The organism is Microcoleus sp. N9_B4, assembly GCF_036701635.1.
GTDB lineage: Bacteria > Cyanobacteriota > Cyanobacteriia > Cyanobacteriales > Microcoleaceae > Microcoleus.
In genome coordinates this window covers 18,513-42,613 of the sequence record NZ_JAUBRC010000008.1, presented here as the reverse complement: position 1 = coordinate 42,613, position 24,101 = coordinate 18,513, and the positions used below count along the sequence as shown (strand labels likewise).

General features: G+C 42.5%; 13 protein-coding genes. 6 read left to right on the top strand and 7 right to left on the bottom strand.

Translation table 11 applies throughout. From position 1 onward, the window contains the following. Position 1: 1 nt before the first annotated feature. From QUA43_RS07450 to QUA43_RS07435, 4 genes are all read left to right on the top strand, one after another. Complete coding sequence (locus tag QUA43_RS07450; RefSeq protein WP_333372326.1) at positions 2-1,522, top strand: methyltransferase; 1,521 nt, start codon at positions 2-4, stop codon at positions 1,520-1,522. A gap of 42 nt (positions 1,523-1,564) precedes the next feature. After that, positions 1,565-6,910 carry a glycosyltransferase gene (locus tag QUA43_RS07445; RefSeq protein WP_333372324.1) on the top strand — a complete coding sequence of 1,782 codons (5,346 nt, stop codon included), beginning with the start codon at positions 1,565-1,567 and terminating at the stop codon, positions 6,908-6,910. A 138-nt stretch (positions 6,911-7,048) separates the two neighbouring features. Next, positions 7,049-7,777, top strand: coding sequence for a class I SAM-dependent methyltransferase (locus QUA43_RS07440; RefSeq protein WP_333372322.1), 729 nt, complete (start codon positions 7,049-7,051; stop codon positions 7,775-7,777). Between the two features lie 179 nt (positions 7,778-7,956). Next, the gene (locus QUA43_RS07435) at positions 7,957-9,237 is read left to right on the top strand and encodes a glycosyltransferase family 4 protein (RefSeq protein ID WP_333372320.1); all 1,281 of its coding nucleotides are present in this window, start codon (positions 7,957-7,959) and stop codon (positions 9,235-9,237) included. 827 nt (positions 9,238-10,064) lie between these two features. Here the strand turns inward: QUA43_RS07435 and QUA43_RS07430 are convergent. From QUA43_RS07430 to QUA43_RS07420, 3 genes are all read right to left on the bottom strand, one after another. After that, positions 10,065-11,609 (bottom strand): response regulator, encoded by a 1,545-nt coding sequence (locus tag QUA43_RS07430; RefSeq protein ID WP_333372318.1) that lies wholly within the window; start codon positions 11,607-11,609, stop codon positions 10,065-10,067. Then, positions 11,609-17,536 carry an AAA family ATPase gene (locus QUA43_RS07425; RefSeq protein ID WP_333372316.1) on the bottom strand — a complete coding sequence of 1,976 codons (5,928 nt, stop codon included), beginning with the start codon at positions 17,534-17,536 and terminating at the stop codon, positions 11,609-11,611. Before QUA43_RS07425 ends, QUA43_RS07430 begins: the two co-directional genes overlap by 1 nt. A gap of 552 nt (positions 17,537-18,088) precedes the next feature. Further along, positions 18,089-19,155 (bottom strand): ISKra4 family transposase gene (locus tag QUA43_RS07420; RefSeq protein WP_333372586.1). Its coding sequence is split into 2 segments (ribosomal slippage): positions 18,089-18,987 and positions 18,987-19,155, totalling 1,068 coding nucleotides; the frame shifts between segments, so codons are not numbered across the junction. 162 nt (positions 19,156-19,317) lie between these two features. Between QUA43_RS07420 and QUA43_RS07415 the strand changes: the two genes are divergently transcribed. Beyond that, positions 19,318-19,953 (top strand): DUF1802 family protein, encoded by a 636-nt coding sequence (locus QUA43_RS07415; RefSeq protein WP_333372314.1) that lies wholly within the window; start codon positions 19,318-19,320, stop codon positions 19,951-19,953. Here the strand turns inward: QUA43_RS07415 and QUA43_RS07410 are convergent. The 3 genes from QUA43_RS07410 to QUA43_RS07400 all read right to left on the bottom strand — a co-directional run bounded on the left by QUA43_RS07410 (position 19,940) and on the right by QUA43_RS07400 (position 22,258). Beyond that, positions 19,940-20,590: an ABC transporter permease gene (locus tag QUA43_RS07410; protein ID WP_333372312.1), complete on the bottom strand. Its 651-nt coding sequence runs from the start codon at positions 20,588-20,590 to the stop codon at positions 19,940-19,942. The two genes, QUA43_RS07415 and QUA43_RS07410, sit on opposite strands and share 14 nt — an antisense overlap. A 153-nt stretch (positions 20,591-20,743) precedes the next feature. Continuing rightward, positions 20,744-21,499 carry an ATP-binding cassette domain-containing protein gene (locus QUA43_RS07405; RefSeq protein ID WP_333372309.1) on the bottom strand — a complete coding sequence of 252 codons (756 nt, stop codon included), beginning with the start codon at positions 21,497-21,499 and terminating at the stop codon, positions 20,744-20,746. Positions 21,500-21,676: 177 nt separating this feature from the next. Next, positions 21,677-22,258: an NUDIX hydrolase gene (locus tag QUA43_RS07400; RefSeq protein WP_333372307.1), complete on the bottom strand. Its 582-nt coding sequence runs from the start codon at positions 22,256-22,258 to the stop codon at positions 21,677-21,679. 391 nt (positions 22,259-22,649) lie between these two features. Between QUA43_RS07400 and QUA43_RS07395 the strand changes: the two genes are divergently transcribed. Next, a complete protein-coding gene (locus tag QUA43_RS07395) occupies positions 22,650-22,922 on the top strand; it encodes a hypothetical protein (protein WP_333372305.1) in 273 nt (90 codons plus the stop codon). A gap of 542 nt (positions 22,923-23,464) precedes the next feature. On the opposite strand, the gene QUA43_RS07390 is transcribed toward QUA43_RS07395, so the two are convergent. After that, positions 23,465-23,896: a hypothetical protein gene (locus QUA43_RS07390; RefSeq protein ID WP_333251636.1), complete on the bottom strand. Its 432-nt coding sequence runs from the start codon at positions 23,894-23,896 to the stop codon at positions 23,465-23,467. Between the last annotated feature and the right edge of the window lie 205 nt (positions 23,897-24,101).

Genomic DNA, 24,101 nt, shown 5'->3' with positions numbered 1-24,101 from the left:
AATGAACGATATCAATTTAGATTTAGTCGAAAATCCCGTAATCAAAGCATTTATTCAAGATCAAGCTAAGTTTCCCGAAAATTTTAAACTGAATATCTGCGAAGACGATGAAATGTATTTGTTCAGCTTGAACAACGTCAAAGACGATCGCGATCGGGCTTTGGTGCGCTATTATTCGATCGGGCGTCGCATCTTGGATACTGTTAAACAAGTTGTGGAATGGCATTTTGGCAGTTTTGAAAATGTACCGTCTTTTCTAGATTTTGCCTGCGGTTACGGTCGATTTACCAGGTTTTTGATTCAAGAAATACCGCCGGAACGAATTTGGGTTTCTGACATTTATGCTAACGCGGTTAAGTTTCAAACTGAATACTTGGGCGTCAACGGTATTGTCTCAACTGGGAAACCCGAAAATTATTTAATTGACCGCAAATTTGACTGCATTCTGGCTAATTCTTTTTTCAGCCATATGCCGGAAAGAACTTTTACAAGTTGGTTGCAAAATTTGTACGATTTGTTGACTCCTAACGGCATTTTGATGTTCAGCGTTCACGATGAGTGTTTGCGCCTAGCCAATATAGAAATGCCAGCTAATGGTATTTTGTTTAGTGCTCAAAGCGAAAGCCAGTCTTTAGATAAGGAGGAATACGGCACAACTTATGTAACTGAAAAGTTTGTGAGAGAATGTGTCGAGAGAGTTAGCGGAGGCAAAGCTTTTGTTCACCGCATCAAAAAAGGCATCTGCAGGTTTCAGGATTTGTATGTTGTCACAAATGAGTTAGTTAGAGATTTTTCGGAGTTGAATTTCAATCACCACCCAGAAGGATATATTGATGTTGCTGCTTTTACGAATAAGGAGAATTTGTATCTGGAAGGATGGGTAGCTGATGTGAATCTCAACGGTCGAGTTGAGGATCTGCAAGTGCTGGTAAACGGGGAGGTTGTACAGAGGTGCGAGCCTTTTTACGATCGCCCGGATGTGGCTGGATATTTTGAAACTAATGGGGCTTTACAGTCGGGTTGGAGCTGTTATTTACCCAAAAACACTGTAGGGTTGCAGGATGTGTTAATAGTCAAAGCAATCAATAACTATGGTTGGGAATGGATTCTGGAAACTTGCACTGTTAAATCGCTGGTTAACCAAAGACAATCGCAGTCTTTGTTGGGTTCTACTCAGACAAAACTCAAATTACTTGAGACTCAGTTAGAGTCGGCTAGGATAGAATGGGAGCAAAATCAAAGTAAGTTAATGATTACTCAAACAAAGTTGGAAGAATCTCACACAATTTTGCAAGAAACTCAAACTCAATTAGTTTCAGCTCAAATGCAATTGGAGCAAACTCAAAATCAGTTAGTATCTGTGCAAATGCAATTGGAGAAAACTGAAAATCAACTAATTAATCTCAAGCAAGAACTAGAGCAAGCGAAGTGTCGAGTTTTGGCAATGGAAAGCAGCAAGTTCTGGAAGCTGAGAAGCGCGTGGTTTCAAGTCAGGCGATCCCTGGGCTTAGCGGGAGAGTAGGGAGTAAATTTGGTGTGGGAATTAGGGCGAGGGAGAGAAATTGTGAGTACAAATGACAGCAAACCATCGGTTTTTATTGTTACCGGAATGCACCGTTCCGGTACGTCTTTAACAGCTTCTTTGTTTCAGAAAGTTGGGGTTGATATTGGCAAAAAGTTAGTGGGCCCGGCCGACGGAAATGTGAAAGGTCATTTCGAGAATGTTGATTTTGTGGAGTTTCACAAAAGTGTTTTGCGATCGCACGGTATTGATGAACTCGGATGTACGTTTGAAAAAACGATTCCGGTAGCAGCAGAATACGTGGAAATCGCCAAACGCGCGATCGACCAAAATCAACAAACTCACAAACATTGGGGTTGGAAAGACCCGCGAACAGCCCTTTTTTGGGATTTTTGGCTGACTTTGCTCCCCGAAGCTAATTTTATCTGTGTTTATCGATCGCCCTGGGAAGTAGTCGATTCCCTTTACCGCCGGGGAACCGATGTCAGCTTGCTGCAAAATCCCGAAAAGGCAGTAAAAATGTGGATTCACTACAATCAAAAAGTTTTAGAACTTTACGAACGTTTCCCCCATCGCTGTCTCCTAGCCAACGTTTACCCGATCGGCAACACTCCTGAACTTTTCCTCGATCGAGTCAAGGAACAATTTAATGTTAACTTAGGTGCGATACCGGGCGACAATTTTGAAGAATCTTTATTAGTCAACGATATTGTCAAAAGTCACAGACCGAGTTTAATAGAAAAATATTTTCCCGAAGCATTAGAACTATATGAACTTTTGGAAACCCAAGCTGGCAATCTGAGCAGCGAATCGAAAGATGCGATCGATCAAGTTATTCATTTCCCAGCCTCTCCAGTCTGGCCATTTGAAGATTGGCTAAAAATCCGCTTGCTGGAAAAACAGCAAAAAACCACCTCTTCCGAACTCAAACAGTGGCAAGAACAATTTCACCAGGCCCAGGCGAAAGTGTTGGGATTAGAGACCGAATTAGGAGCAACTCAAGTACAGCTTGCAGGCAAAGAATCAAATTTTCAAGAAGCTTTAGCAAAACTCCTCGGATTAGAAACAGAATTAGGACAAACTCAGGTACAGCTTGCCGGCAAAGAATCGCAATTTCAAGAAGCTTTAGCAAAAGTCTTAAAATTAGAAGCAGAATTAGGGGACACTCAGGTACAGCTTGCCGGCAAAGAATCGCAATTTCAAGAAGCCTTAGCGAAACTCCTCGGATTAGAAACAGAATTAGGACAAACTCAGGTACAGCTTGCCGGCAAAGAATCGCAATTTCAAACAGCTTTAGCAAAAGTATTAGAATTAGAAGCAGAATTAGGGCAAACTCAGGTACAATTTGAAGAGACTGAATTTATATTGCAGCAAAAGTTAGCTGAGTTAATTCAGTTAGAAACCGCACAAAGTCAAAATCAGGAAAGATTAAAGGATACTCAGGAAAAATTAGAACACTCCCGCCAGGAAAATGAAAATTTTCGGGCAGAACTTGCTCTAATCAAGTCTTCAATAGGGTGGCAACTGAGAGAAAAGTTGTGGGAAGTTCAGCGCAAAATCCGCGACTTGTTCCCTAAATTTATTTTTTCGTTAGACCAACCCACTACTTGGCAAGTTTGTGATTCCAACCTGCTAATTGTCGGCTGGGTTTTTAACCAAAAAAGAGAGACTACAGCAGTTCGCGCCAGAATTAAAGACCAGAGTTTTGCAGGCGTTTACGGCCTAGATAGAAGTGATATAGCGCTAGCACACTCTAATATTCCGGCTGCGAAGAAATCCGGTTTTACAATTGAATTGGAAGCGCCTGCGGGACGGCACGAAGTGCTACTGGAAGCGCAAGATGAGCGAGGTAAATGGCATTTGTTGGCAGCTTATCCGTTGTTAGTTTCAACGATTCAAGCATCGTTAGATGTACCAGTAGTGTGGGAACAGCGTCAGGGTCAAATTTTGTTTGCAGGTTGGTGCTGCCACCACGATCGCAAAATTGCTAAATTAAGCTTGTTGTGCGGCGATACTTCTGTAGAATGCGCCTACGGTTTACGGCGAAAAGATGTCGGCGAAGTGTTTCCCGACTGGGTTAACAGTTCGGAAAGCGGTTTTGAGGCCCTTGTCGATTTGCCACCAGGGGAATGGCACGTTTCTCTGCAAGCTGAGTTAGAAACCGGGGAAATTTTGTCTTTTCAAGCGCCTAAAATATTGACAGTGCGGCGCTACCATATCTGGCAGCGAAGTGCAGATAAGTTTGAGGAGTTATCAAGGTTTACAGCCGCAATTCAGCAGCGGGCGAGGGAAAGAAAACAGCGTCTTGGGAGAATTTTGCCCCTGCCCTGGGAAATTGTGAAAGTGCTCCGCCAGTTGGGGAAGATTTATCGGCAGCAAAAACAGTTTACTGCGCCTGGGGAATTGCTGCCGCCTGCGGGTTTTGTGCTTCCTAAACCGATTGATAGGTATGATGCTTGGCTGGAGGTGAATCAGTGGAACGATCGCGCGCGCGATTACTTGATTTCTCGGTTAAAATTCTGCCGGGAACCCCTGCCAAAAATTTCGGTAGTAATGCCAGTTTACAACCCGCAGATAGATTTTCTCGAAAGTGCGATCGACAGCGTAATCAATCAAGTTTATCCAAACTGGGAACTCTGCATTGCCGATGATTGCAGCACCGAATTCACTGTTGCTGAAAATTTAAAAAGCTGGGTTCAAAAGGACGATCGTATCCGCATCACATTTCGTACAGAAAACGGCAACATCAGCGCAGCAACCAACAGCGCCGCCGCCCTCGCAACAGGCGACATCATCCTGTTTTTAGACAACGACGACGAACTAACTCCCGACGCATTAGGCGAAGTCGCCTTATATTTTGCAGCGCATCCAGCTACCGATTTTCTCTATTCCGACGACGACAAAATCGACACTAAAGGTCGCCGATTCGCCCCGCAATTCAAACCGGAATGGTCGCCGGAACTGCTGCTTTCCTATATGTATCTCGGTCATTTGTGCGCCGTGAGAAGACACATTTTTGAACAAATAGGCGGTTTGCGGCTAGGTTTGGAAGGCTCGCAAGATTACGATTTTGCCTTAAGAGCAACCGAAATTTCTCGCCACGTCGCGCACCTGCCGCTAGTGCTGTATCACTGGCGAACAGCACCCGGTTCTACAGCCATATCTGGGGCCGCGAAACCTGCCAGTTTTTCCGCCGGTCAAAAAGCCATTCAAGACGCACTAAACCGCCGCCAAATTAACGGCAATGTCGCTCAGCACGCATGGGCGATTAAAGAAAATTTGGGCATATTTGCCCAGGATTTCCCGGATAACGGCCCATCAGTAACGGTAATTATTCCTACTAAAAATCAGCTAAAATTGCTGAAAGCCTGTCTGGATTCTCTAGAAACTACAACATACAAAAATTATCAAGTTGCCGTCATCGACAACGAAAGCGACGACCCGAAAACTCTGGAATATTTAAAGCAATTAAATTGCCAAGTTTTGCATATAAAAAATCCTGGGGGAAAGTTTAGTTTTGCAGCCATTAACAACCGCGCTGCCGAACAAGTTGACAGCGAATATGTGTTGTTTTTGAACAACGATACTGAAGTAATTAACCCGCGCTGGCTGAGTCAAATGGTGGGATATGCTCAAATCGCGGGCGTGGGTGCAGTCGGGGCGAGGCTGTTATATCCCGACGGCAGAATTCAGCACGCGGGCGTAATTCACGGGCTGCATCACGGTTTGGCGGGTCATGCTTTTAAGCTGATGGACAAGAATAATCGAGGCTATCTTTCTCAAGCGATGGTAACGCGAAATTACTCTGCGGTAACAGCCGCTTGCACGATTACTCCACGTCAATTGTTCTTAGAATTGGGCGGTTTTGATGAGGAAAATTTTGCTGTTGCTTACAATGATGCAGATTACGGATACCGATTGTTAGAACGGGGTTATCGGTGCGTATATTGTCCCGATGCGGAGTTGTTGCACAAAGAGGGAACTTCTAGGGGTTTTACCGACAATCCTCAAGAAGTGGCGGCTTTTAGGCGCAAGTATGCGGGCAAAAATGACAGTTTTTACAGTCCTCATTTGTCTTTAGAAGATGAGTATTTTCATATTCAACCCCGACGGGTTTTTATGAAGGAAGAAGAGAGAAGGAAGAAGGAAGAAGGAAGAGGGAAGAAGGAAGAAGGTTATACATTGGAAGTTTCCGATTCTGGTTTGTTGGTAGCAGAAGCAGAGAATTTGATTCATCCTATCAGAGTTTTGATGTGCAGCAATTCGCTGGATTTCACGGGTGCGCCGCTGCATCAGTACGAAATTGCAGTGAAATTAGCGGCTGAGGGTGTGATTAAGCCGATCGTACTTTGCGTAACAGACGGGCCCCTGCGTCAAGCTTACGAACAGCAGGGAATTGAAGTAATTGTGCGCGACAATCCTCTCGAACACATCTATCAGCGCGATGCTTATGATGAAGCCATCCGCAGTTTTAGCACAGAAATTGCCAGTTTAAAAGTAGATGCAATTTATGCCAATACTTTAGAAAACTTTTTTGTAGTTGATGCCGCGCGGCAACTCGGAACTCCTACAGTGTGGAACGTGCACGAAAGCGAACCTTGGCAAACTTATTTTAACAGGTTTGGTTCGGAGATTGCGGCGAGAGCTTTAGAGTGTTTTCGCTTTCCTTACAAAGTGATTTTTGTGGCGGATGCCACGCGGGACAGGTATTTGCCTCTCAACAGCCACCACAATTTTACAGTGATTCACAACGGCTTAGATTTGAGCAAACTGGAAAATTCGGAAAACTCTGAATTGGCTAGAAAAACTTTAGGTGTTGCAGCGGAAGATGTGGTAATTTTGCTGCTGGGAACGGTATGCGAACGCAAAGGACAGCAGGATTTAGTTAAGGCGCTTTCACTTTTGCCGGACAAATGGCACAATAAAATTAGGTGTTTTATTGTGGGCGATCGCCCGAGTATTTACAGCAATAAATTAGCCGATTTGGTGGGGGAATTGCCAGCAGAGTTGCGACAAAGGGTGACAGTAGTCCCGGAAACTGGGGAGACGGGAAAATATTACAAAGCGGCTGATATTTTTGTGTGCACTTCTCGCGTCGAAAGTTTTCCGAGAGTGATTTTGGAGGCGATGGCTTGCGATTTGCCAATTGTTACATCGCCGGTTTTTGGGATTAAAGAACAAGTGCGGCCGGGAATTAATGGTTTGTTTTATACGCCCGATCGCCCGGACGAATTAGTTGCAGCTTTGATTAGTTTATTGGAGGATAAATCTTTGCGGCAGCAGTTAGCTGAAAACGCTAAATATGTCTTGGATTCACTTAATACTTTTGAGGAAATGACTCAAGCTTATGCAGAGATTTTCTGCGAAGCATATTTCAGCCGTCATTAGTCATTTTACAGTGCCAGCATCCCCGCCAGTGAAGGGCAGTAACTCACCTCGTAGACTTTTGGCAGGATTTAATATAATTTGCCAAAAATTGCGGAACATATTGAAAATTGAGCCATCAATACTATAAAATAATCAAAAATGAACGATGATAAAATGACCGATCGCCCAAGAGTAGATTATGAAAAGGCATGGGACAGTTACGCCCAACAGTGGCAAAAAACTAATGCCGAACTTGCCCATATTGGCGACGAATGGATAGGTAAAGCTGCCGGTGCCGCCAACTCCTTAGCCGAATACGAAGCGCTGATAGAACAGCAATTTATTGCACCGTACATCAAAAAAGAACATACGGTTTTAGAAATTGGTATCGGCGGCGGAAAAACTGGTTCGCTGCTGCTGAAATATTGCGATCGACTAATTTGTGCCGACATTTCCAGTCAAATGCTGCAAGCGGCGCGATCGCGCTTGGGAGACGATCGCGTTTCTTACGTCAAACTCGACGGTTTAACATTAGACGGCATCGCTCCAAGTTCAGCCGATGTCTGCTTTTGTTACGATACAATGGTACACGTAGAGCCGGTAGATATATTTAACTACCTGACTCGAATTCCCAAACTGCTGCGGGGCGATCGAATTTGCGTGTTTCACCACACAAATATTTTCACCGAATTAGGGTGGCAAAAATTCGCCAGCGAGTGGGACAAAAACTTGCTAGGGCACAGAGACGGCACAGCATTTTCAGTTATGACTGATACAATTATGGAAAAATTTCTCAACCATTTAAACTATCAAATCATCCTGAAAAATACATCTTCAGTACCGCGAGATTGCGTCTGGATCTGCAAAGCACCAACACCCAATGAATAAAATCAAAGCTTTTTAGCCACCTCAAAATATTTTCTTCCAACTAACAACAGTCAACAGACAACAGTCAACAGTCAACAGACAACAGTCAACAGTCAACAGTCAACAGACAACAGTCAACAGTCAACAGTCAACAGTCAACAGTCAACAGTCAACAGTCAACAGTCAACAGACAACTGACAATGAAAGCATTATTTCTCCATCCCAACTTCCCCGCCCAATACCGCCACATTATCACGGCTTTAGGCGCAGATCCCAAAAATCAAATTGTTTTCGGTACTAAAAACGAGCGCCCAGAGTGGAACATTCCCGGCGTTCGCAAAGCAGCTTTTACCCCCAGCCGGGAACCCCACGCGCAGACTCACCAATACGTCCGCCCTTTAGAAAGTGCCGTCATCTACGGACAAGCCGTATTTAGAATGGCAGAACAACTCAAAGCAGACGGTTTCATACCGGATATTATCTGCGGACATTCCGGTTGGGGGCCAACATTATTTGTCAAAGAAGCTTTTCCAAATACGCCGCTTTTGTGCTATTTCGAGTGGTTTTATCATGCTATTGGTTCCGACGCAGATTTTGACCCAGCGGAACCTTTAACAGTTGACGATATGGCCAGAATTAGAATCAAAAATGCGCCGATTCTGATCGATTTATACTCTTGCGATTGGGGTTTGTCGCCCACTTATTGGCAGCGATCGCAATTTCCGCCAGAATTACAACAAAAATTATCCACACTCCACGACGGCGTAGATACCGATTACTTCAAACCAGACCCCGGTGCTAAACTAATTTTGCCTAACTTAGACTTGTCTGGCGTTGATGAAATTGTCACCTACGTATCGCGGGGAATGGAACCTTACCGGGGCTTTCCCGAATTCATTGAGTCGATCGCCTATGTGCAAGAACGCCGCCCCAACTGTCACGTCGTAATCGTTGGTTCAGAAAGAGTTTGTTATGGGCGTTCTTTACCCAACGGCGAGTCTTACAAAGACTATATGCTCAAAAAAGTACCCCTAGATTTGTCGCGGGTTCACTTTGTCGGGCCCCTACCTTACGGACTGTATCTAAAAGTAATTCAAGCATCCGACGTACACGTTTATTTGACCAGACCTTTTGTGCTATCTTGGTCGATGATTGAATCTCTATCAACCGGATGTTTAGTAATAGGTTCCGACACAGGGCCAGTCAGAGAAGTTATCCGCGACGGAGAAAACGGTTTGCTTGTCGATTACTTCTCACCAAAACAAGTAGCCGATCGCATTGATGAAGTTTTAGACCATCCTACCCGCATGGCAGACATTCGCATCAAAGCCCGTCAAACCGCCCTAGAACGCTACAGTTTAGCTAAAATGCTGCCGCAACATCTACAACTGATCGAGCAAGTAGCAAATCGTTCCATGCCGCCTACAGTTGGTATGGAACCAGAACGGGAATTAGCAGCATCTTTTGCAGTGAGAATTTAGCAATAAAGTTGGTCAGGACTAAACCCCGGTTCACAAGCTCTCCTGTACGACTACACCGCACAGGAGAGGGCTGTTTCATTCTCTTGTAGGGGCTGCCCCCGTGGCTGCCCCCATGTCCCAAATGCCTGTGAAATCGTCTGCGGGGGGTAGGCATTCTTGGCACTACAAGAGTCAAAATCGCGATTTTCGTGAGAATAAAACTGCCCTGCCGCACAGGAGGGTTCACCAACTAGACGATAAACATCGGAACATCTGGACGTTTTAGTTTCCCAATTAAATATTTTGATAGCAGTCCGTTAATCCCTTCTAGGCTAGTCGCAAACTAGCTTCGAGATCAATAATTTAGGTGTTGCATAATAGCGGGATGATTTTGATTTTTTGTGTGGGATGGGCGTCCCGTCCGTCCCGTGTATTTTCGGGCGTTGCATAATGGAAGTATGAACTGTCCTAAATGTATCCTAAATGTGAATCCGCCGCAAATAGCAATAGCAAGGGATCATCTCATATTTGTAAAAACACTTCTTCTCCTTCCTTCTGCCTCTTTCCTTCTGCCTCCTGCCTCAAAACTCCAATTTCTAGCTTGGCTGCAAAAGTGAGAGACTCCCGAAGGCTTTTATCCCTCTCTTAAGCTGTTGTGCATTAATTTGTATGTTGAGGGCGGGCAGGATGCCCACCCCACAAGAGGAAAAATTTATTTGACCATGCAATTTAAATGCGGATTAGCTTACTTCATTACCTAAAGTATTGGAATATCCCCCTGCCTGATGATTTTGATTATAGTTGTGCAACCCTTAAAATTTATTTGACTCCCCTTAATTTAAAATCCACTAAGAAATACCCAAAGCTGTTTCAGACATCGTAATTAAATTTTTAGCAAACATTTTCTGGTGAATTGGAATATCAATAATAAAGATTGCCCCCTGATTAGGAGCTGAAATACAATTGAGCTGCCCCCCGTGTTTATCAACTACAATCTGATGGGAAATTGACAGCCCAATACCAGTACCCTTCCCAATAGGCTTAGTAGTAAAAAATGGCTCAAATAGATGTTGGCTAATTTCTTTTGTCATCCCAGGCCCGTTATCCTTAATATGAATTAACACTCGATTAGATTCCGTGACCTCAGTGCGAATGAAAATCTTAGAAGGATTAGCTTTCATTTCGCTTAACGATCGCGTCGTATTATAATCATCTATGGCATCAATAGCATTAGCAACAAGATTCATAAACACCTGGTTAAGCTGACCCGCATAACACTCTACCAGAGGCAGATTGCCGAATTCTTTGACCACCTCAATTGCAGGTCGATCGCCCCTTCCTTTAACACGGTTATGCAAAATTAACAGAGTGCTATCAATACCCTGGTGAATATCCACCGGTTTCATTTCAGATTCATCCAATCGCGAGAAGATTCGCAGCGACTGAACAATTTCGCGAATCCGGTCTACACCTACCTTCATAGAACTCAGCAATTTAGGTAAGTCTTCCACCAAAAAAGCTAGTTCTATTTCGTCTATTTTCTGTTCAACTTTTGGCCCAGCCGCTGGTAATTCTTGGTGATAAAGATTGACGAGATCGATAAGATTTTGGGTATAATCATGGGCGTAAGAAAGATTACCAAATATGAAATTAACTGGATTGTTGATTTCATGGGCTACACCTGCCACAAGCTGGCCGAGAGAAGACATTTTTTCGCTCTGCACAAGTTTAGTCTGGGTCAATTGCAATTCGCGAAAAGCTTTTTCTAAGCATTGAGCTTGGGTTCGCAATTGAGCTTCCGATTGTTGCAATCCCGCCTCTGCTTGGAGACGCTCTTGAATCTCCTGTTTTAACAATTGATTGGATTGTAAAAGTTCAGCCGTCCTTTCCTCAACTCGCCTTTCTAACTCCGATGCCAGCTTCAAGAGCGAGGATTCAGCTTTGATACGCTGTTCGATTTCTGCTTGCAAGCACACATTTTGCTCTAAGAGTTTCTTTGACAAATTGCGAAGCTTCATGTGGACATTAACACGAGCTAAAACCTCTTCATGCTGAAGAGGCTTAGTGATATAATCCACCGCACCCAGACTCAAACCTTTAACCTTATCCACCGTATCAGCAAGAGCCGTCATAAAAATCACGGGAATGTCTCTCGTTGAATCATTCGCTTTCAAACGGCGACAAGTTTCAAACCCATCTATTCCCGGCATAAGCACATCCAACAGGATCAGATCTGGCGCGGCATATTCGACCTTTTGGAGAGCACTTTGGCCATCCCTAGCTACCAATACTTTGAAGCCAAAATCCGCCAAAAAATCGAACAGTACACCTAAATTAGTCGGGGTATCATCTACGATTAAAATCGTGCTTTGTTCGGGAAGTTCGTTATTCATTATTTCGCAGTCCTATATTTCTTAATAAACTCCAAGATTTGTTGTTCTTCAAATCCTTTCACTAACTGGCGCAGATGGGTAGCAAAGGGCCCCCATTGCTCATTGAGTTGTTCTAGCTTTGTAGCTCGCTCCCCAATGGCTCGAAGATCGCCCATCATGGCTAGATTGAATAAAGCGGCAATTTCGTCATCGGGGGGAGCTACAATTTCAGAGCTTAGAGATTTTTTTTCTGCTTCTGCTTTCCTAATTTCTTCCAAATTATCTTCATAGATCCATTCTAACCCTAAATGAGTACGTAATTTTTCTAAAAGCTCCTCTATTCGTATTGGCTTAGGAATAAAATCATTGCAACCTACATCAACACTTTGTTCTCGATCGAAATCAAAAACGCTGGCTGAAGTAGCAATTACCACTAGATTAGTCTGACCTTGTGATTTGCGAATCCGGCGGGTCGCTTCTAAACCGCTCATTATTGGCATCATCAAGTCCATTAAGATACAGTCGGGTTTAAACTCTTGCGCCTTGTTTAAACAGTCCTGACCCTCGATAGCTTCCATCAGTTCAAAGCCTAAAGGCTGAAGCATTCCCACCATCATCGAACGATTCTGCCACTTGTCATCAGCGATCAGAATTTTGCATTTTTCGCCTTTGAAACCAACGATGACGTGAGCATTCGCTTTGGCCTCATTATTCGCCCATTCGGATACTTCTGGCAAATCTAAATCGAAGAAGAAAATGCTCCCTTTTCCTAATGTACTTTTTACCTTGATTTCACCGCCCATCATCTGGACTAATTGGCGGCTAATTGCCAGTCCCAGCCCGGTTCCTTCAACCTTGCGAGTGGCATCTCCTACTTGGTGAAAAGGCAAAAATATATCTTGCAATTGCTCTGGTGCCATCCCAACTCCGGTATCTTCCACTTGAAACCGGATTTTGCCATCCTGATATCCTACTTTGAATGCCACTCCACCTTTTTCAGTAAACTTAATCGCATTGCCGAGTAAGTTAATTAAAACTTGCCGCAATCGTTTTTCATCACCCTCGACAGCAAGAGGTAATTTAGTAATTGGCTCGTAAATCAGGGAGATTCCCTTTTGTTCTGCCCGAATATTGCAAATTTCAGCCAGGCCTTCCAAAAATTGTGATAAATGGAAATTACTCAAGTGGATTTCCATTTTTCGGGCTTCGATTTTGGAGAGATCTAAAATATCGTTAATAAGGGTTAAGAGGTGTTCGCCACACTGACTAATCACGTTCAGACCATCTTTTTGCTGGTCAGCCAAGTTTTTTTGGCGTTTGAGGATTTGGGTGTAACCCAAAATGCCATTAAGTGGCGTTCGGAGCTCGTGGCTCATATTAGCCAGAAACTCACTCTTGGCAGAGTTGGCAGCTTTCGCTAATTCTTCTGCTTTTTGTAAATCGATATTTTTTTCTTGTAACTGTTGCGTTCTTTCTGCCACCTTCACTTCTAAAGTAGCGTTTGCTGCTTCCAAATCGTTATAAAGACGGGCATTTTCAATCGAAATAGCTGCTTGAGAAGATAAAAGTTGTAAAACTTCTAAACGATCGGGAGTAAAAGCACCAGTTGTGAGATTATTTTCTAAATATAAAATACCAGTAAGTTTTCCTTGATGGACGATGGGAGTACATAATACTGACTTGGGCTTGTGGTTGACGATATAAGTATCCGCCGTGAAGGTTCCCTCACAACTCGCATCGTTTAATACAACATTTTCCTGAACTCTGGCAACATAGTTAATCAAAGATATGGGTAGTTGCTGACTTGTTTCTACTGGTATTGTTTGCAGCACTTCTACATCGCTATCTACGGTTCCATAGGCTTCTATTAGTAAATTTCCCGCTTTTTCTAAAATGAAAATGCCAGTTTGAGCGCCCGCATTCTCGATCGCAATTTTCATCAATTTTGCCAACAGCTTACTCAGTACAATTTCACCAGAAAGAGCTTGAGATGCTTTGATCACAGTAGCTAAATCTAGAGATCCTGCACTTCCTCCACTCGTCGAGGTAGTTGTCATAGTGACCGGGCTACGTTGACTTTCTGGCTTGGCTATCCGGGAAAGTATTTGAGGATATCTGGCTTCTAAATCTTTGACTATAGCTTTCGCTCCCCAGCGACTATATCCGTAGTAAGCATCGGTTAAATAAATCCGAGCAATTTTATCTTGAGCGCGGGAAAAATACAACTCTGCTGCTAGTTCGTTGGCTAATGCTTCTTCTTGGATATATCCCTGTTCTTTGGCTCCGGCTATGGCGCGATCGTAATAATCGCTCGCTTCTAAAGGTTGTCCCAAAATCCGCGCTTTTTCTGCTTCTACTAAGTCATACTTATGCTGGAAATTACTCGGTGCATGGAACGCCCAAGTCTTCATTTTTGCTTGGTTTATTGATACTTGACTTAGGTATTCTTCTTGGTCTTTTGCTGAGGCTTTTGGATACATTGCTAGGAGGCTAAGAGAATGGTATAAGTTGCCAAGGGCATTCTGAATTAATCCCACACCGCAATTGGCATATTTTGATACTAAACTAGCATTGACTATTGCGCCTTCGTAATCTTTAAAACAATAACGGAGCATCCCTTGAACGGCATGGTAAAAAAAGAGCAGAGTCCCATTATTAGATTCTAGGAAAATTGGAACCATTTCTTCTTCATTAAAACTCTCACCAATCAACCGATATTTATCTGGGGCTTTGTCAAGCAAATTCTTAACTAATTGCTGGTAAATTTTGATAGCAAAAGTATCATAATCTTGCTTATATTTAATGCTAATAGCAACATATTTTTCCTGCTCAAATTCTACTTTCTCTAGCTCTTTTTCTGTTAAAAATGTCATGTAGCAATAATTGATTAGACAGTGACAAGCACATTCCAAATCACCTACTTCTAAGCCACTTTGCATTGCCTTAATCAAAGGTTCGCGGGTTTCTCTACTATGATCTTTCCAGCATCTAAGAATAGCATTAAATATTAACCCCACCTTACAGTTGAGGGAGTTAGTTTCAAATTTCTCCAATACAACAATGGATAGTTTACCAAATTTATATCCAGAATCTATATCCCCCATTGGTCCACATAGAAGAGAGCCATAGAAAACGTAAGCGTAAGCAGATTCGGGCGAGTTGCCATACTTGATCGACAAATCGATCATCGTATATATAATTAGTGGCAGCATCGCTCCATTACCAAGATAAGCCGAGATCACGATGCTGCTTAATATCCGCATAGCCGCAAGTTTATCAACATCTGTCATTGGTGGCAGATTGGCTAAATCCTCAATGATCAATGTTTGAGGGGGTTCTTGCTCTAGGTAAACGCCAAACATTTCGAGAACACTAATACCAGTATCTATTGCTGATTGTGCTCGGTTTTCAGCCATATCAAACTGAATTTTTAGTTCATAGACTTTTCTTTTTTCTAGGATGGTTTTTGCTTTTTTGATAATCACAGCAGACAACTGTTGCGATCGCTCAAAGTGGGTGGTGATAAATTCCGCTTCTGCTGCTTCTAAATAGAGGTTTAACGTCAGCTTATATTGAGTCTCCCAGCTATCAGCAGCGAGGAGTCCTAAACCCATATTCAAATATTTAACGGCTGACTCATAAGCTGTTGCTGCTTTTGCTTTTTTCCCGGCGATCAAATTGAGTTCTGCGAGTTCATATTTTTCACTTTCTAAAGTGAGTAAATCACTACCATAATTTAGCTGGTTAACCAGTATAAAGATGTTTTCTTTTTGTTCTTCAGGGGTGATAGAATGCAGTAGTAATTGACCGATCTTGAGGTGAGTTTCTTTTTTCTGATCGTCGGGAATTAGAGAATAAGATGCCTGCTGCACTCGATCGTGCAAAAACTTATAAATGACATCAAACTGTTCGGTTGAATTTTCTGTCGATGTTTCCGATTCAAATAGCAGGGGGATTTTGTAGGAATTATTTAGCGGGATAACAAAACCAGCTTGTAGCGCTTCCCATAAATCTCTTGCCGTCTCTGACTGAGATTTTTTATTAGCAATTGCCAAAACTTCTAAACTGAATTTGTCTCCAATACAGGCAGCTAATTTTAATACCTTCTGCGTCTGGGACGACAGCTTTTGAATTTGGCTGACCATCAATTCGACGACATTATCGCTGATATCAATGCCTTGAAGCTGTTGAATATCCCACTGCCAGCAAACTCGATCGAAATCAAAGGATAGGAGTTTGTCTTGATAAAGGGATTGGAGCAGTTGAGTTAAGAAGAAGGGATTCCCCTGGGTTTTCTTAAAAACTAACTCAGCCAGGGGCAAAACTTCGGAAATTTGACTACGCAGGGTTTCGCTGACTAACTGGTTGACATGGGAGATTTCTAAAGCTTGGAGGATAATATTATTGACTACCGCATTGGTATTTTGAATTTGCTCTAAGGTATAAATTAAGGGATGAGTAGGACTGACTTCATTATCCCGATAGGCCCCAATTAATAGCAGATATTTACTATCGGGATCGGTCATAATTAGCTGGATTAGCTTGAGGGAAGCTGAATCTGCCCACTGCAAGTCATCCAAAAATAGAACTAGGGGGTGTTCGGCTTGACTAAACACCTGTATAAATTTTTGAAACAGTCGATTAAATCGGTTTTGGGATTCGGTCGGTCCCAAGGTCGGAACAGCAGCCTGTGGGTCAATAATCTTTTCTACTTCGGGAATAACATCAATAATAATTTGCCCATTGGCACCAAGTGCTTCGAGAATTTTAGCTTTCCACATTGCTATTTGAGTGGAATTTTCAGTGAGCAGTTGCCGCATCAATCCTTGAAATGCTTGAATTAAAGAAGCATAAGGAATATTCCGCTTAAATTGGTCAAATTTACCAGAAAGAAAATACCCTCGAGCTCCGACTATAGGTTTATCAACTTCGTAAACTAAGGAAGATTTTCCGATACCTGAATAACCGGAAACTAGCATCATTTCTGTTGTCCCACCACTGACGCGAGCGAAAGCTTCTAGCAAACTAGCAACTTCTCTTTCCCGTCCATAGAGTTTTTGCGGAATCAGAAATTGGCTGTAGGAATCTAGTTGACCGATAATAAAGTGGGAAATCTCTCCTGAAGAAAGCATCTGCTGGCAGGTTTCCAAGTCAACTTTTAGTCCAAAAGCGCTTTGATATCTATCTTCAGCGGTTTTCGATAATAATTTCATTACAATTTCAGAAACTGCATCCGGGATTTCGGGATTCAGCTTTTGAGGTGGTATTGGTGCTTTAGCTATATGGCAATGAACGAATTCTAGGGGGTCTTTTGCGGAAAAAGGTAGCTTACCCGTCAGCATTTCATAAAATGTAATACCGAGGGAGTAAAAGTCGGTGCGGTAGTCCACTGAGCGGTTCATTCTGCCGGTTTGTTCCGGCGACATATAGGCGAGAGTTCCTTCTAATAAGTTGGGATTGGTGACGGTTTGATTTTCTCTATCTAAGAGAGAAGCAATGCTGAAATCAATAATTTTTACTTCTTTTGTTTCTGAGTTAATTAGGATATTTTGAGGTTTAATGTCTTTATGGATAACATTACTATGATGGATCTCTCCAAGAGTTGTTGCCAACTGAATTCCGATTTTTAGAAATGCGTTTATAGCCAAGGGTTGATTGTTAAGGAAATCTTTTAAAGATTGACCGCTAAAATTTTCTACTATCAGCGCTAAGCCGTTCTGATAGTTTTCTAAGGCTATGGGCTTGACTATTCCTTCACTTTCTAAATGTCTGAGGATTTTATGTTCGTGTCTTAAGCGGGAAATTTCTTCGATTGTCGGATGCTCAGTTTTGAAGGTTTTGATAATTGCTGAGGTTCGATCAATATCTTTGGTGCCGCGATAAATAATAGTATTGACACTTTCGTAAATGGCTTCGCTGAGGTTGTAACCGAAAATAGTAATGCTCATGTGCGTAATTTCACTAATGAGAAATTGAAGAGCAGGCAGTATTTCAGTAGGTCTACTGATATTTATGACAGAACCGAATTAAAAAACAATTTTCAATGCACTATAAATAAGTATAATCTAAGCTTTTTGAATAAAATTTAAATTTTAACAAATCTAAATATGATTGTTTGTCACTTAATATGCTATTATTTCTAGATCTTATTAAATATTCAAGTGAAATCCTGAAAAAATTAACGACAAAATTGCTGAATATCCCCGGTGTGATAGTAGAGGATAGCTTGGAGAAAGAAGAGACGATTATTTTATAGTTAGAGTAATAAAGATAACAGCAGTTTGCCCACGATGTAGTCCAACCAATTATTGTCTTTATCAAAATAAGGTAGTCTTGCATATAGCAATCCTTGCAGAAGTCGTAAATTTTTGACCCCACCCCAACCCTCCCCTTATCAAGGGGAGGGAGTAAGAAATTCACAAATGATTTAGGATGGCTATAGTCACGACTACCTTATTTTAACAGGAAAAAATGGGGTGCATCTCACTTTGGCAAATACATCAAATTGAAAGTTGACCGTTGAGGTAAGCACAGCGAAGAGAAAGGATAGAGGGAACACTCTCAATATTCCATTGCGCTCCTGATATTTTGACCCTGAATCCAATTCGTTTAATAATTGATTCAACTGTTCCAGAACCAATCGAACTTATGGATTCTTCTTTATAGTATTGGTAGTTGACTATTCGACAACGATGGGTTTCTAAATAGTTACAAAATGTTTTAACTTCTTTTTTTTTCATTTCTTTAAATAGATTAATGACTTCATCTATTTTGCCTTGCCACAACATATTTTCTGCTAGCTTTAAACGTTTTAGTGAGCCTCCTATCTTGTAAAGATTTTCTTTTAGATGATACCAATCTAAAATTTCTTGTCTTTGTTCGACATCTCCGATTTCTTGAAATATCTTCCAAATTCCGGCATGACCATCTCCCAAACAATACATAGGATGTAGCAATTTTTGGCTGTTAGTCCAATCAATTAAATCTTGATTATTTTGAAAGAATGCTCCCGAATAAACATTATCGAAACAAACGGCTTTATAGTCTTTCCAGTAACACCCTTCGCCTTTAGATTCGTTGCGTAGTCTGACTTTTCCGCCATCTAATGTAATTTCTTGGACTCCTTGTTTAGATATAGGTAATTCAAATTCTTGTCGCTTGACTAATCTATGTAATGTACTGTGAGAGATTTTGATACCAGTGAAAATCTCTAAATCTTTTTCTGCCATTTGATAAGATTCGTTGGCACTGATTAAAAGACAGCATTTTTCCATCAGTGGACTGAATTGACTATAAGCTTTCAATCCAAAATATTTCGCTTGATTGTCTGTAATTTCGAGCGAACCGACTATTGATTTTATTTTTCTGGATTTTCCTGTTTGAATCCCTGATGCTGCTGAAAAAAAAAGCTACCTAGTTCTGGACCCACTTCTTCTAGCATTTTCTGACGGAGAGATTTTTCTATACTGTCAAAACTTTCTAACTCGGTTGGATCCGTATTTCTGTAAAGAATTTCTGCGGCGGCTTTTAAGTAGGCTTTTAGCTGTTCTTGGTCTGAGGGTGTCATTTTCTTTACCTCATCTTTATTTGGCAATTTTACTAGCTTTTTCATTTTAACCCTTTTTGGGCATACTCGCCAAAGTGAGATGCACCCAAAAAATAAAAAATGGCTGTACTTGCTTGAAAATACCGATTTTTGTTACTATTGTTAAAACCCAACTAAATTCCTATGAAATCAACTACTAAGGCGCTGAAAGAATGGAATGTAGCAGTTAATGCTTTGGAACAAGGTCAAACGATTGTGCTGTTGCGGAAGGGGGGAATTCGCGAGCAAGCAGGACAGTTCAATGTCACTGACAAGCAGGTTTTGCTGTATCCAACTTTTGAACACCAACAGTCGGGTTTATTAAAGCCGGAGTTTGCACATCAAGTCAAGACTGTCGAATCTGGTTGGCATCCTGAAGTTATTAGAATCGGCAGTTGGGCGGAGATTACTGATGTTTTTTTGGTAGCTTGGGAACCGGCAATTACTGCGCTATTTTCTTACCATATTTGGAATGAAAATTTTGTCAGCGATCGCCTGAAATGGAAACAAACTCAGCCAATTTATATTTTATTGCTGCGGGCTTATCGCCTTGCAGAAATCCGCGAAATTCCCTACATTCCTGAATACGGCGGTTGCCGTTCTTGGATCGATTTGGCAGATGCTATTTCCCTGGAGGGAAGCCAAGCTGTTTTGAGCGATCGAGAGTACATGGAACGCTCAAATGAAATCCGCAATCTGATAGCGAATCCTGCGAATAATTCTGGTTTGCAGAGAGTGACAAAGCTGACAGATGGCAGTCAGGATTTTAGTCCTGATTAAGAGTTTTTAATGTACTTTTCGAGAGGCGGGCTTCTACCAAACCCAGCCCAAAATCCGCAACTAATGCCATTAAAGCGGCCGGAATTGCCCCAGCCAAAAGTAACTGATTGTTGACTGTAGCAACGCCACGAAAAATAAACACCCCCAAGCCACCCGCGCCAATTGCAGCGGCGATTGTAGCAAGTCCGATCGCAATTACCGCAGCAACTCGCACCCCCGCCAGAATCACGCCTAGTGCCAGGGGAATTTCCACTTGCCATAACAGTTGCATATCAGTCATCCCCATGCCTCTTCCGGCTTCCGTAATCGCTGGATCGACGCCGACAATACCAGTATAAGTATTGCGGATAATTGGCAGTAAAGAATACAGAGTGAGGGCGATAATTGCCGTGCGATCGCCTATTCCACCCACTATCGGCACCGGGATTAGCAAGCCAAACAAAGCTAAACTGGGAATGGTTTGCATAATATTAGCAAATCCCAAAATTGGCTTTTTCAATTTTGGTTTTCTCGTGGCTAAAATTCCCAGGGGCATCCCCACAATAATAGCGATAAAAATTGCAACAGTTACTAAATATAAGTGTTCAGTTGCGCGCTGAATTATCTCAGCGCCATACCGATTGATAAATTGCATCATGTAGGAATTAGTAATTAGGAATTCGGACTTGTAAATTATGGTATAATCGAATATCTCGTAGGAGTGGGTTCACCAATATATTTAATTTCCCGCCATCAGCTTCAAAAACCCAGCCATACCCATAAACGAATGATGCGATCGCACATTATATTATTACCCCGTCCCGGGTAATTGCAAACATTCAAGAAATGCCCCCGCTTCTGGATGCTGAGATGCGATAAAATCATTAGGTGTTGCCAATTCAATCAACCGTCCGTCTTGCATCAAACCAATTCTAGAAGCTAACAAAAAAGCTTCTTGAATGCCGTGAGTCACAAAAATCACAGTTTTGCCGAGTTGCTGCTGCAATTGACCGAATTCCCGCTGTAATTCCAGACGAGTAATCGGGTCTAAAGCACCAAACGGTTCGTCCATTAACAATATCGGAGGGTCAGCGGCCAGTGCTCTGGCGACGCCTACCCGCTGCCTCTGTCCGCCGGATAACTGATGGGGATAGCGTTTGGCGAAGTGCTGGGGGTCGAGGTTGACTAATTCTAACAGTTGGCGGACGCGAGACTGAATACGATCGCCCTCCCAACCTTCTAATTTTGGCACTAAACCGACGTTTTGCTCGACGGTAAAATGGGGAAATAAACCAATTTCTTGAATGACATAGCCAATTTTTCGGCGCAGTTGAATTGGGTTCCACTGAGTTGTCGGTTTTCCCATGACAAGAACTTCGCCGCTGCTTGGCGTTAGTAAATTATTAATCAATTTCATGGTAGTAGTTTTGCCACTCCCGCTGCGTCCCAGCAATACTAAAACTTCACCTTGCAGCACTTTGAAATTGAGTTTGTCTACTAAATGCCTGCGGTTGAGGCGATATGTCACGTCGAGGCATTCGACAGCAACTTCATGATTGAGAGGCATGATTAGTTCCGGTGATTTGGGTTTTCAGGAATTTTAGGACTTACAGACAAGGAGCTAGAAACCCGGTTTTTTTCTGAGATAATTTGCTGCTTAACCCAAAATTTGTCAGAGAAACCCGGTTTATGAGCGTAAGTCCTAAAATTCAAATCAGCGAGCATCGGGGGACAATTCCCAATTCTAAAATCTAAAATCGACTTGATTTTGCCATTCTAGCAGTAAGGCTCGACATTGGAGGCAAGTTAAATTTTTAAGCAAGTCGCGAATTCCATCTGAGGTGACAGGATATTCCGCACCGATAAGTTCGGGGTTTACTATTGCTGTAGGGTGCAATTCTGCAACAAAACCGTAGAGTTTTTGATTGGAGAAGGAACTGTTTATTGCCCAGCCGACGGTGTTGATCGGTTCGATGCGGGCGATCGCACTTTCTGTCACGCCTAATTCTTTCTTGATTATAGCTGGAACGGCCGCTGCTGGAGTGGCTTCGGCTGGTAGGCGACCGCCGGGAAAATCGAGGGTTGCGGATGCCACGCCGGGGCGATACATCGGTGTGGGAAATAGCAATTTTCCAGCTTGAATTGTCAAGATTACCACTGAATCTGCTCTTTCTACTCGCCAATATTCTACTGTTTTTCCTTCGGTTGTTTCGAGATGTTCGGCGATTAGTTTTACCCAATGAGAGTTGATTTCTACAAAGCGATCTAGAGTTTTCCACTGGGATTTGGCAGTTGGGTTCATGTCGGAATTTTTGAAATAAATCATATCTATTCCGGTTGCACCGAAATGATGTTGACTGTTGACTGTTGACTGTTGACTGTGAATCGAACAACTGAAAATTGCGCCGAGATAGGTGGCGACTTGTAACAATCATTCATGAATTGCCCTCTAATTTATCACCTGACGATGCAGCCCGAAACGATATCAGATGTTGTTTGCTATGGTAGGCGATTTTTGCCGAGCTGAACAATAGCCGATCGACCTTTTCAGCTTTGAGCCTGTGTTTTCCTCTCGATTGTAAATTTTTGCTACAACGTTACACATTCGCCTAGATAATTCCGTAACATAGACTACATAATCAAAGTTTATCTGCGCCTTCGCTCTGCGTTGTTTCAACCGCGCCCTGGTGCAGACTCTTAGCTAGACAGGAGTAGTTATGCAACTGCAAACAGATATTCGTACTTGGCAATCCCAACCAACGCCCGGAAGCTTCGCCAGTGTCAGCGACTGGGAAAAATTTGGCTGCGCCGTACCTGCACCAAAATTGACTCCTTCTATGTGGGTTAAATTGTTCAATCCGCCAACAGCATTCAGCTTTGACGAAGCGTGGCTGTTGTGTGAATGTTCGGAAGAACAGTGGCTAGCTTGGATTCCTGATTATGGCGAAATTTTACTGAGTACACATGAATTTTGCGCTACTAAATCGTGAATTACGCAGACAAACATTCATAAACCAGGTGTTAAAATCCATATTCTTCGGGTTCCACGGGATTTTTTGGAAAAAAGCTGGTTTCTGCGTAATTATGTCGTTTGCAGTGAGGAATGCAAGTCCTTAAACTTTGATAAGGGCTTGCATTCCTAACTACAAACCTCTTATATGATGTCGTTTCAGCCGATATCATATAGCAATCCTAAATCATTTGTGAATTTCTTACTCCCTCCCCGCGAGTTCGGGGAGGGTTGGGGTGGGGTGAAAAATTTACGACTCCTGCAAGGATTGCTATATAAGTCCTAATAAATATTAATTGAAATTTCGCCAACAAAAAGAGCAATAGGTTTTCTATTGCTCTTTTTGTTCAAAAACACTCTCTAGTTTTTATCTTTAGATAGCGGAAGTTATATCAACTGGCTTCGATTGACCCCAATATCGCTGCGGTGACGGGTTTACTGTATCGATGCTTGCATGGGAGATATTGGTGAACCCGCCCTTACAGCAATTACGGTCAATTTAGCCCCTGTGATATTGCTGGCTTATTTGCAAACTGCACGGTTATTTGCGTTTCTGACAATCGTGCCTACTCTACCATTAATCTGAATCGGGTTCTTGGTGCTGGCTCGAATCAAGAGTGGTTGTTTGGCGAGACATTCTCTGATTGATGCTGCCCAGGCGGTGAGAGCTCCGGTGTATTCTGTACGACCCGCTGGGGCGCGAAACTGATCGGTAATTAGGAAATCCGAGGTGATGCTAGTGTCAGTACCAACATTGGTAATAATTGGAAAGTCAAAGGCTTTGGGCAAGGTTCGGTCTTGGATTCTGCCCGGTACCAACTGATATTTCTTCGAGCCACCCTTGTAGTCAATACCTGCTTGAGGGCTGGTGGGAGGGCTGGTTTGAGCCAAGGCGGAAACAGGCAAGCTTGCTACCAAAACGGTGCAGCAACTCCAAAATAATTTCGATTTCATCTGATTCATCTCCTCAACTTTATGATGATTAGCACTAATTAGGTAGGTTCTAAAAACAGTAGCTTTTATGAAAAAAGCGCCTCATGACATTGAGCTTTTGAGTTTGAGTTTAACCTGCCTAATTTATTACCAAACATTCTCAAAAATGTTAAAACTGGTTGGCCTGACAAACTGTAGAAAAGTTTCAGTTGAGTTAGATATTTAC

Excerpts from the sequence above, each read along its gene's own strand:
- QUA43_RS07390 (WP_333251636.1), bottom strand. The coding sequence starts at position 23,896 with ATGAAATCGAAATTATTTTGGAGTTGCTGCACCGTTTTGGTAGCAAGC.
- QUA43_RS07450 (WP_333372326.1), top strand. The coding sequence starts at position 2 with ATGAACGATATCAATTTAGATTTAGTCGAAAATCCCGTAATCAAAGCA.
- QUA43_RS07410 (WP_333372312.1), bottom strand. The coding sequence starts at position 20,590 with ATGATGCAATTTATCAATCGGTATGGCGCTGAGATAATTCAGCGCGCA.
- QUA43_RS07425 (WP_333372316.1), bottom strand. The coding sequence starts at position 17,536 with ATGAGCATTACTATTTTCGGTTACAACCTCAGCGAAGCCATTTACGAA.
- QUA43_RS07405 (WP_333372309.1), bottom strand. The coding sequence starts at position 21,499 with ATGCCTCTCAATCATGAAGTTGCTGTCGAATGCCTCGACGTGACATAT.
- QUA43_RS07440 (WP_333372322.1), top strand. The coding sequence starts at position 7,049 with ATGAACGATGATAAAATGACCGATCGCCCAAGAGTAGATTATGAAAAG.
- QUA43_RS07430 (WP_333372318.1), bottom strand. The coding sequence starts at position 11,609 with ATGAATAACGAACTTCCCGAACAAAGCACGATTTTAATCGTAGATGAT.
- QUA43_RS07395 (WP_333372305.1), top strand. The coding sequence starts at position 22,650 with ATGCAACTGCAAACAGATATTCGTACTTGGCAATCCCAACCAACGCCC.
- QUA43_RS07400 (WP_333372307.1), bottom strand. The coding sequence starts at position 22,258 with ATGATTTATTTCAAAAATTCCGACATGAACCCAACTGCCAAATCCCAG.
- QUA43_RS07435 (WP_333372320.1), top strand. The coding sequence starts at position 7,957 with ATGAAAGCATTATTTCTCCATCCCAACTTCCCCGCCCAATACCGCCAC.
- QUA43_RS07415 (WP_333372314.1), top strand. The coding sequence starts at position 19,318 with ATGAAATCAACTACTAAGGCGCTGAAAGAATGGAATGTAGCAGTTAAT.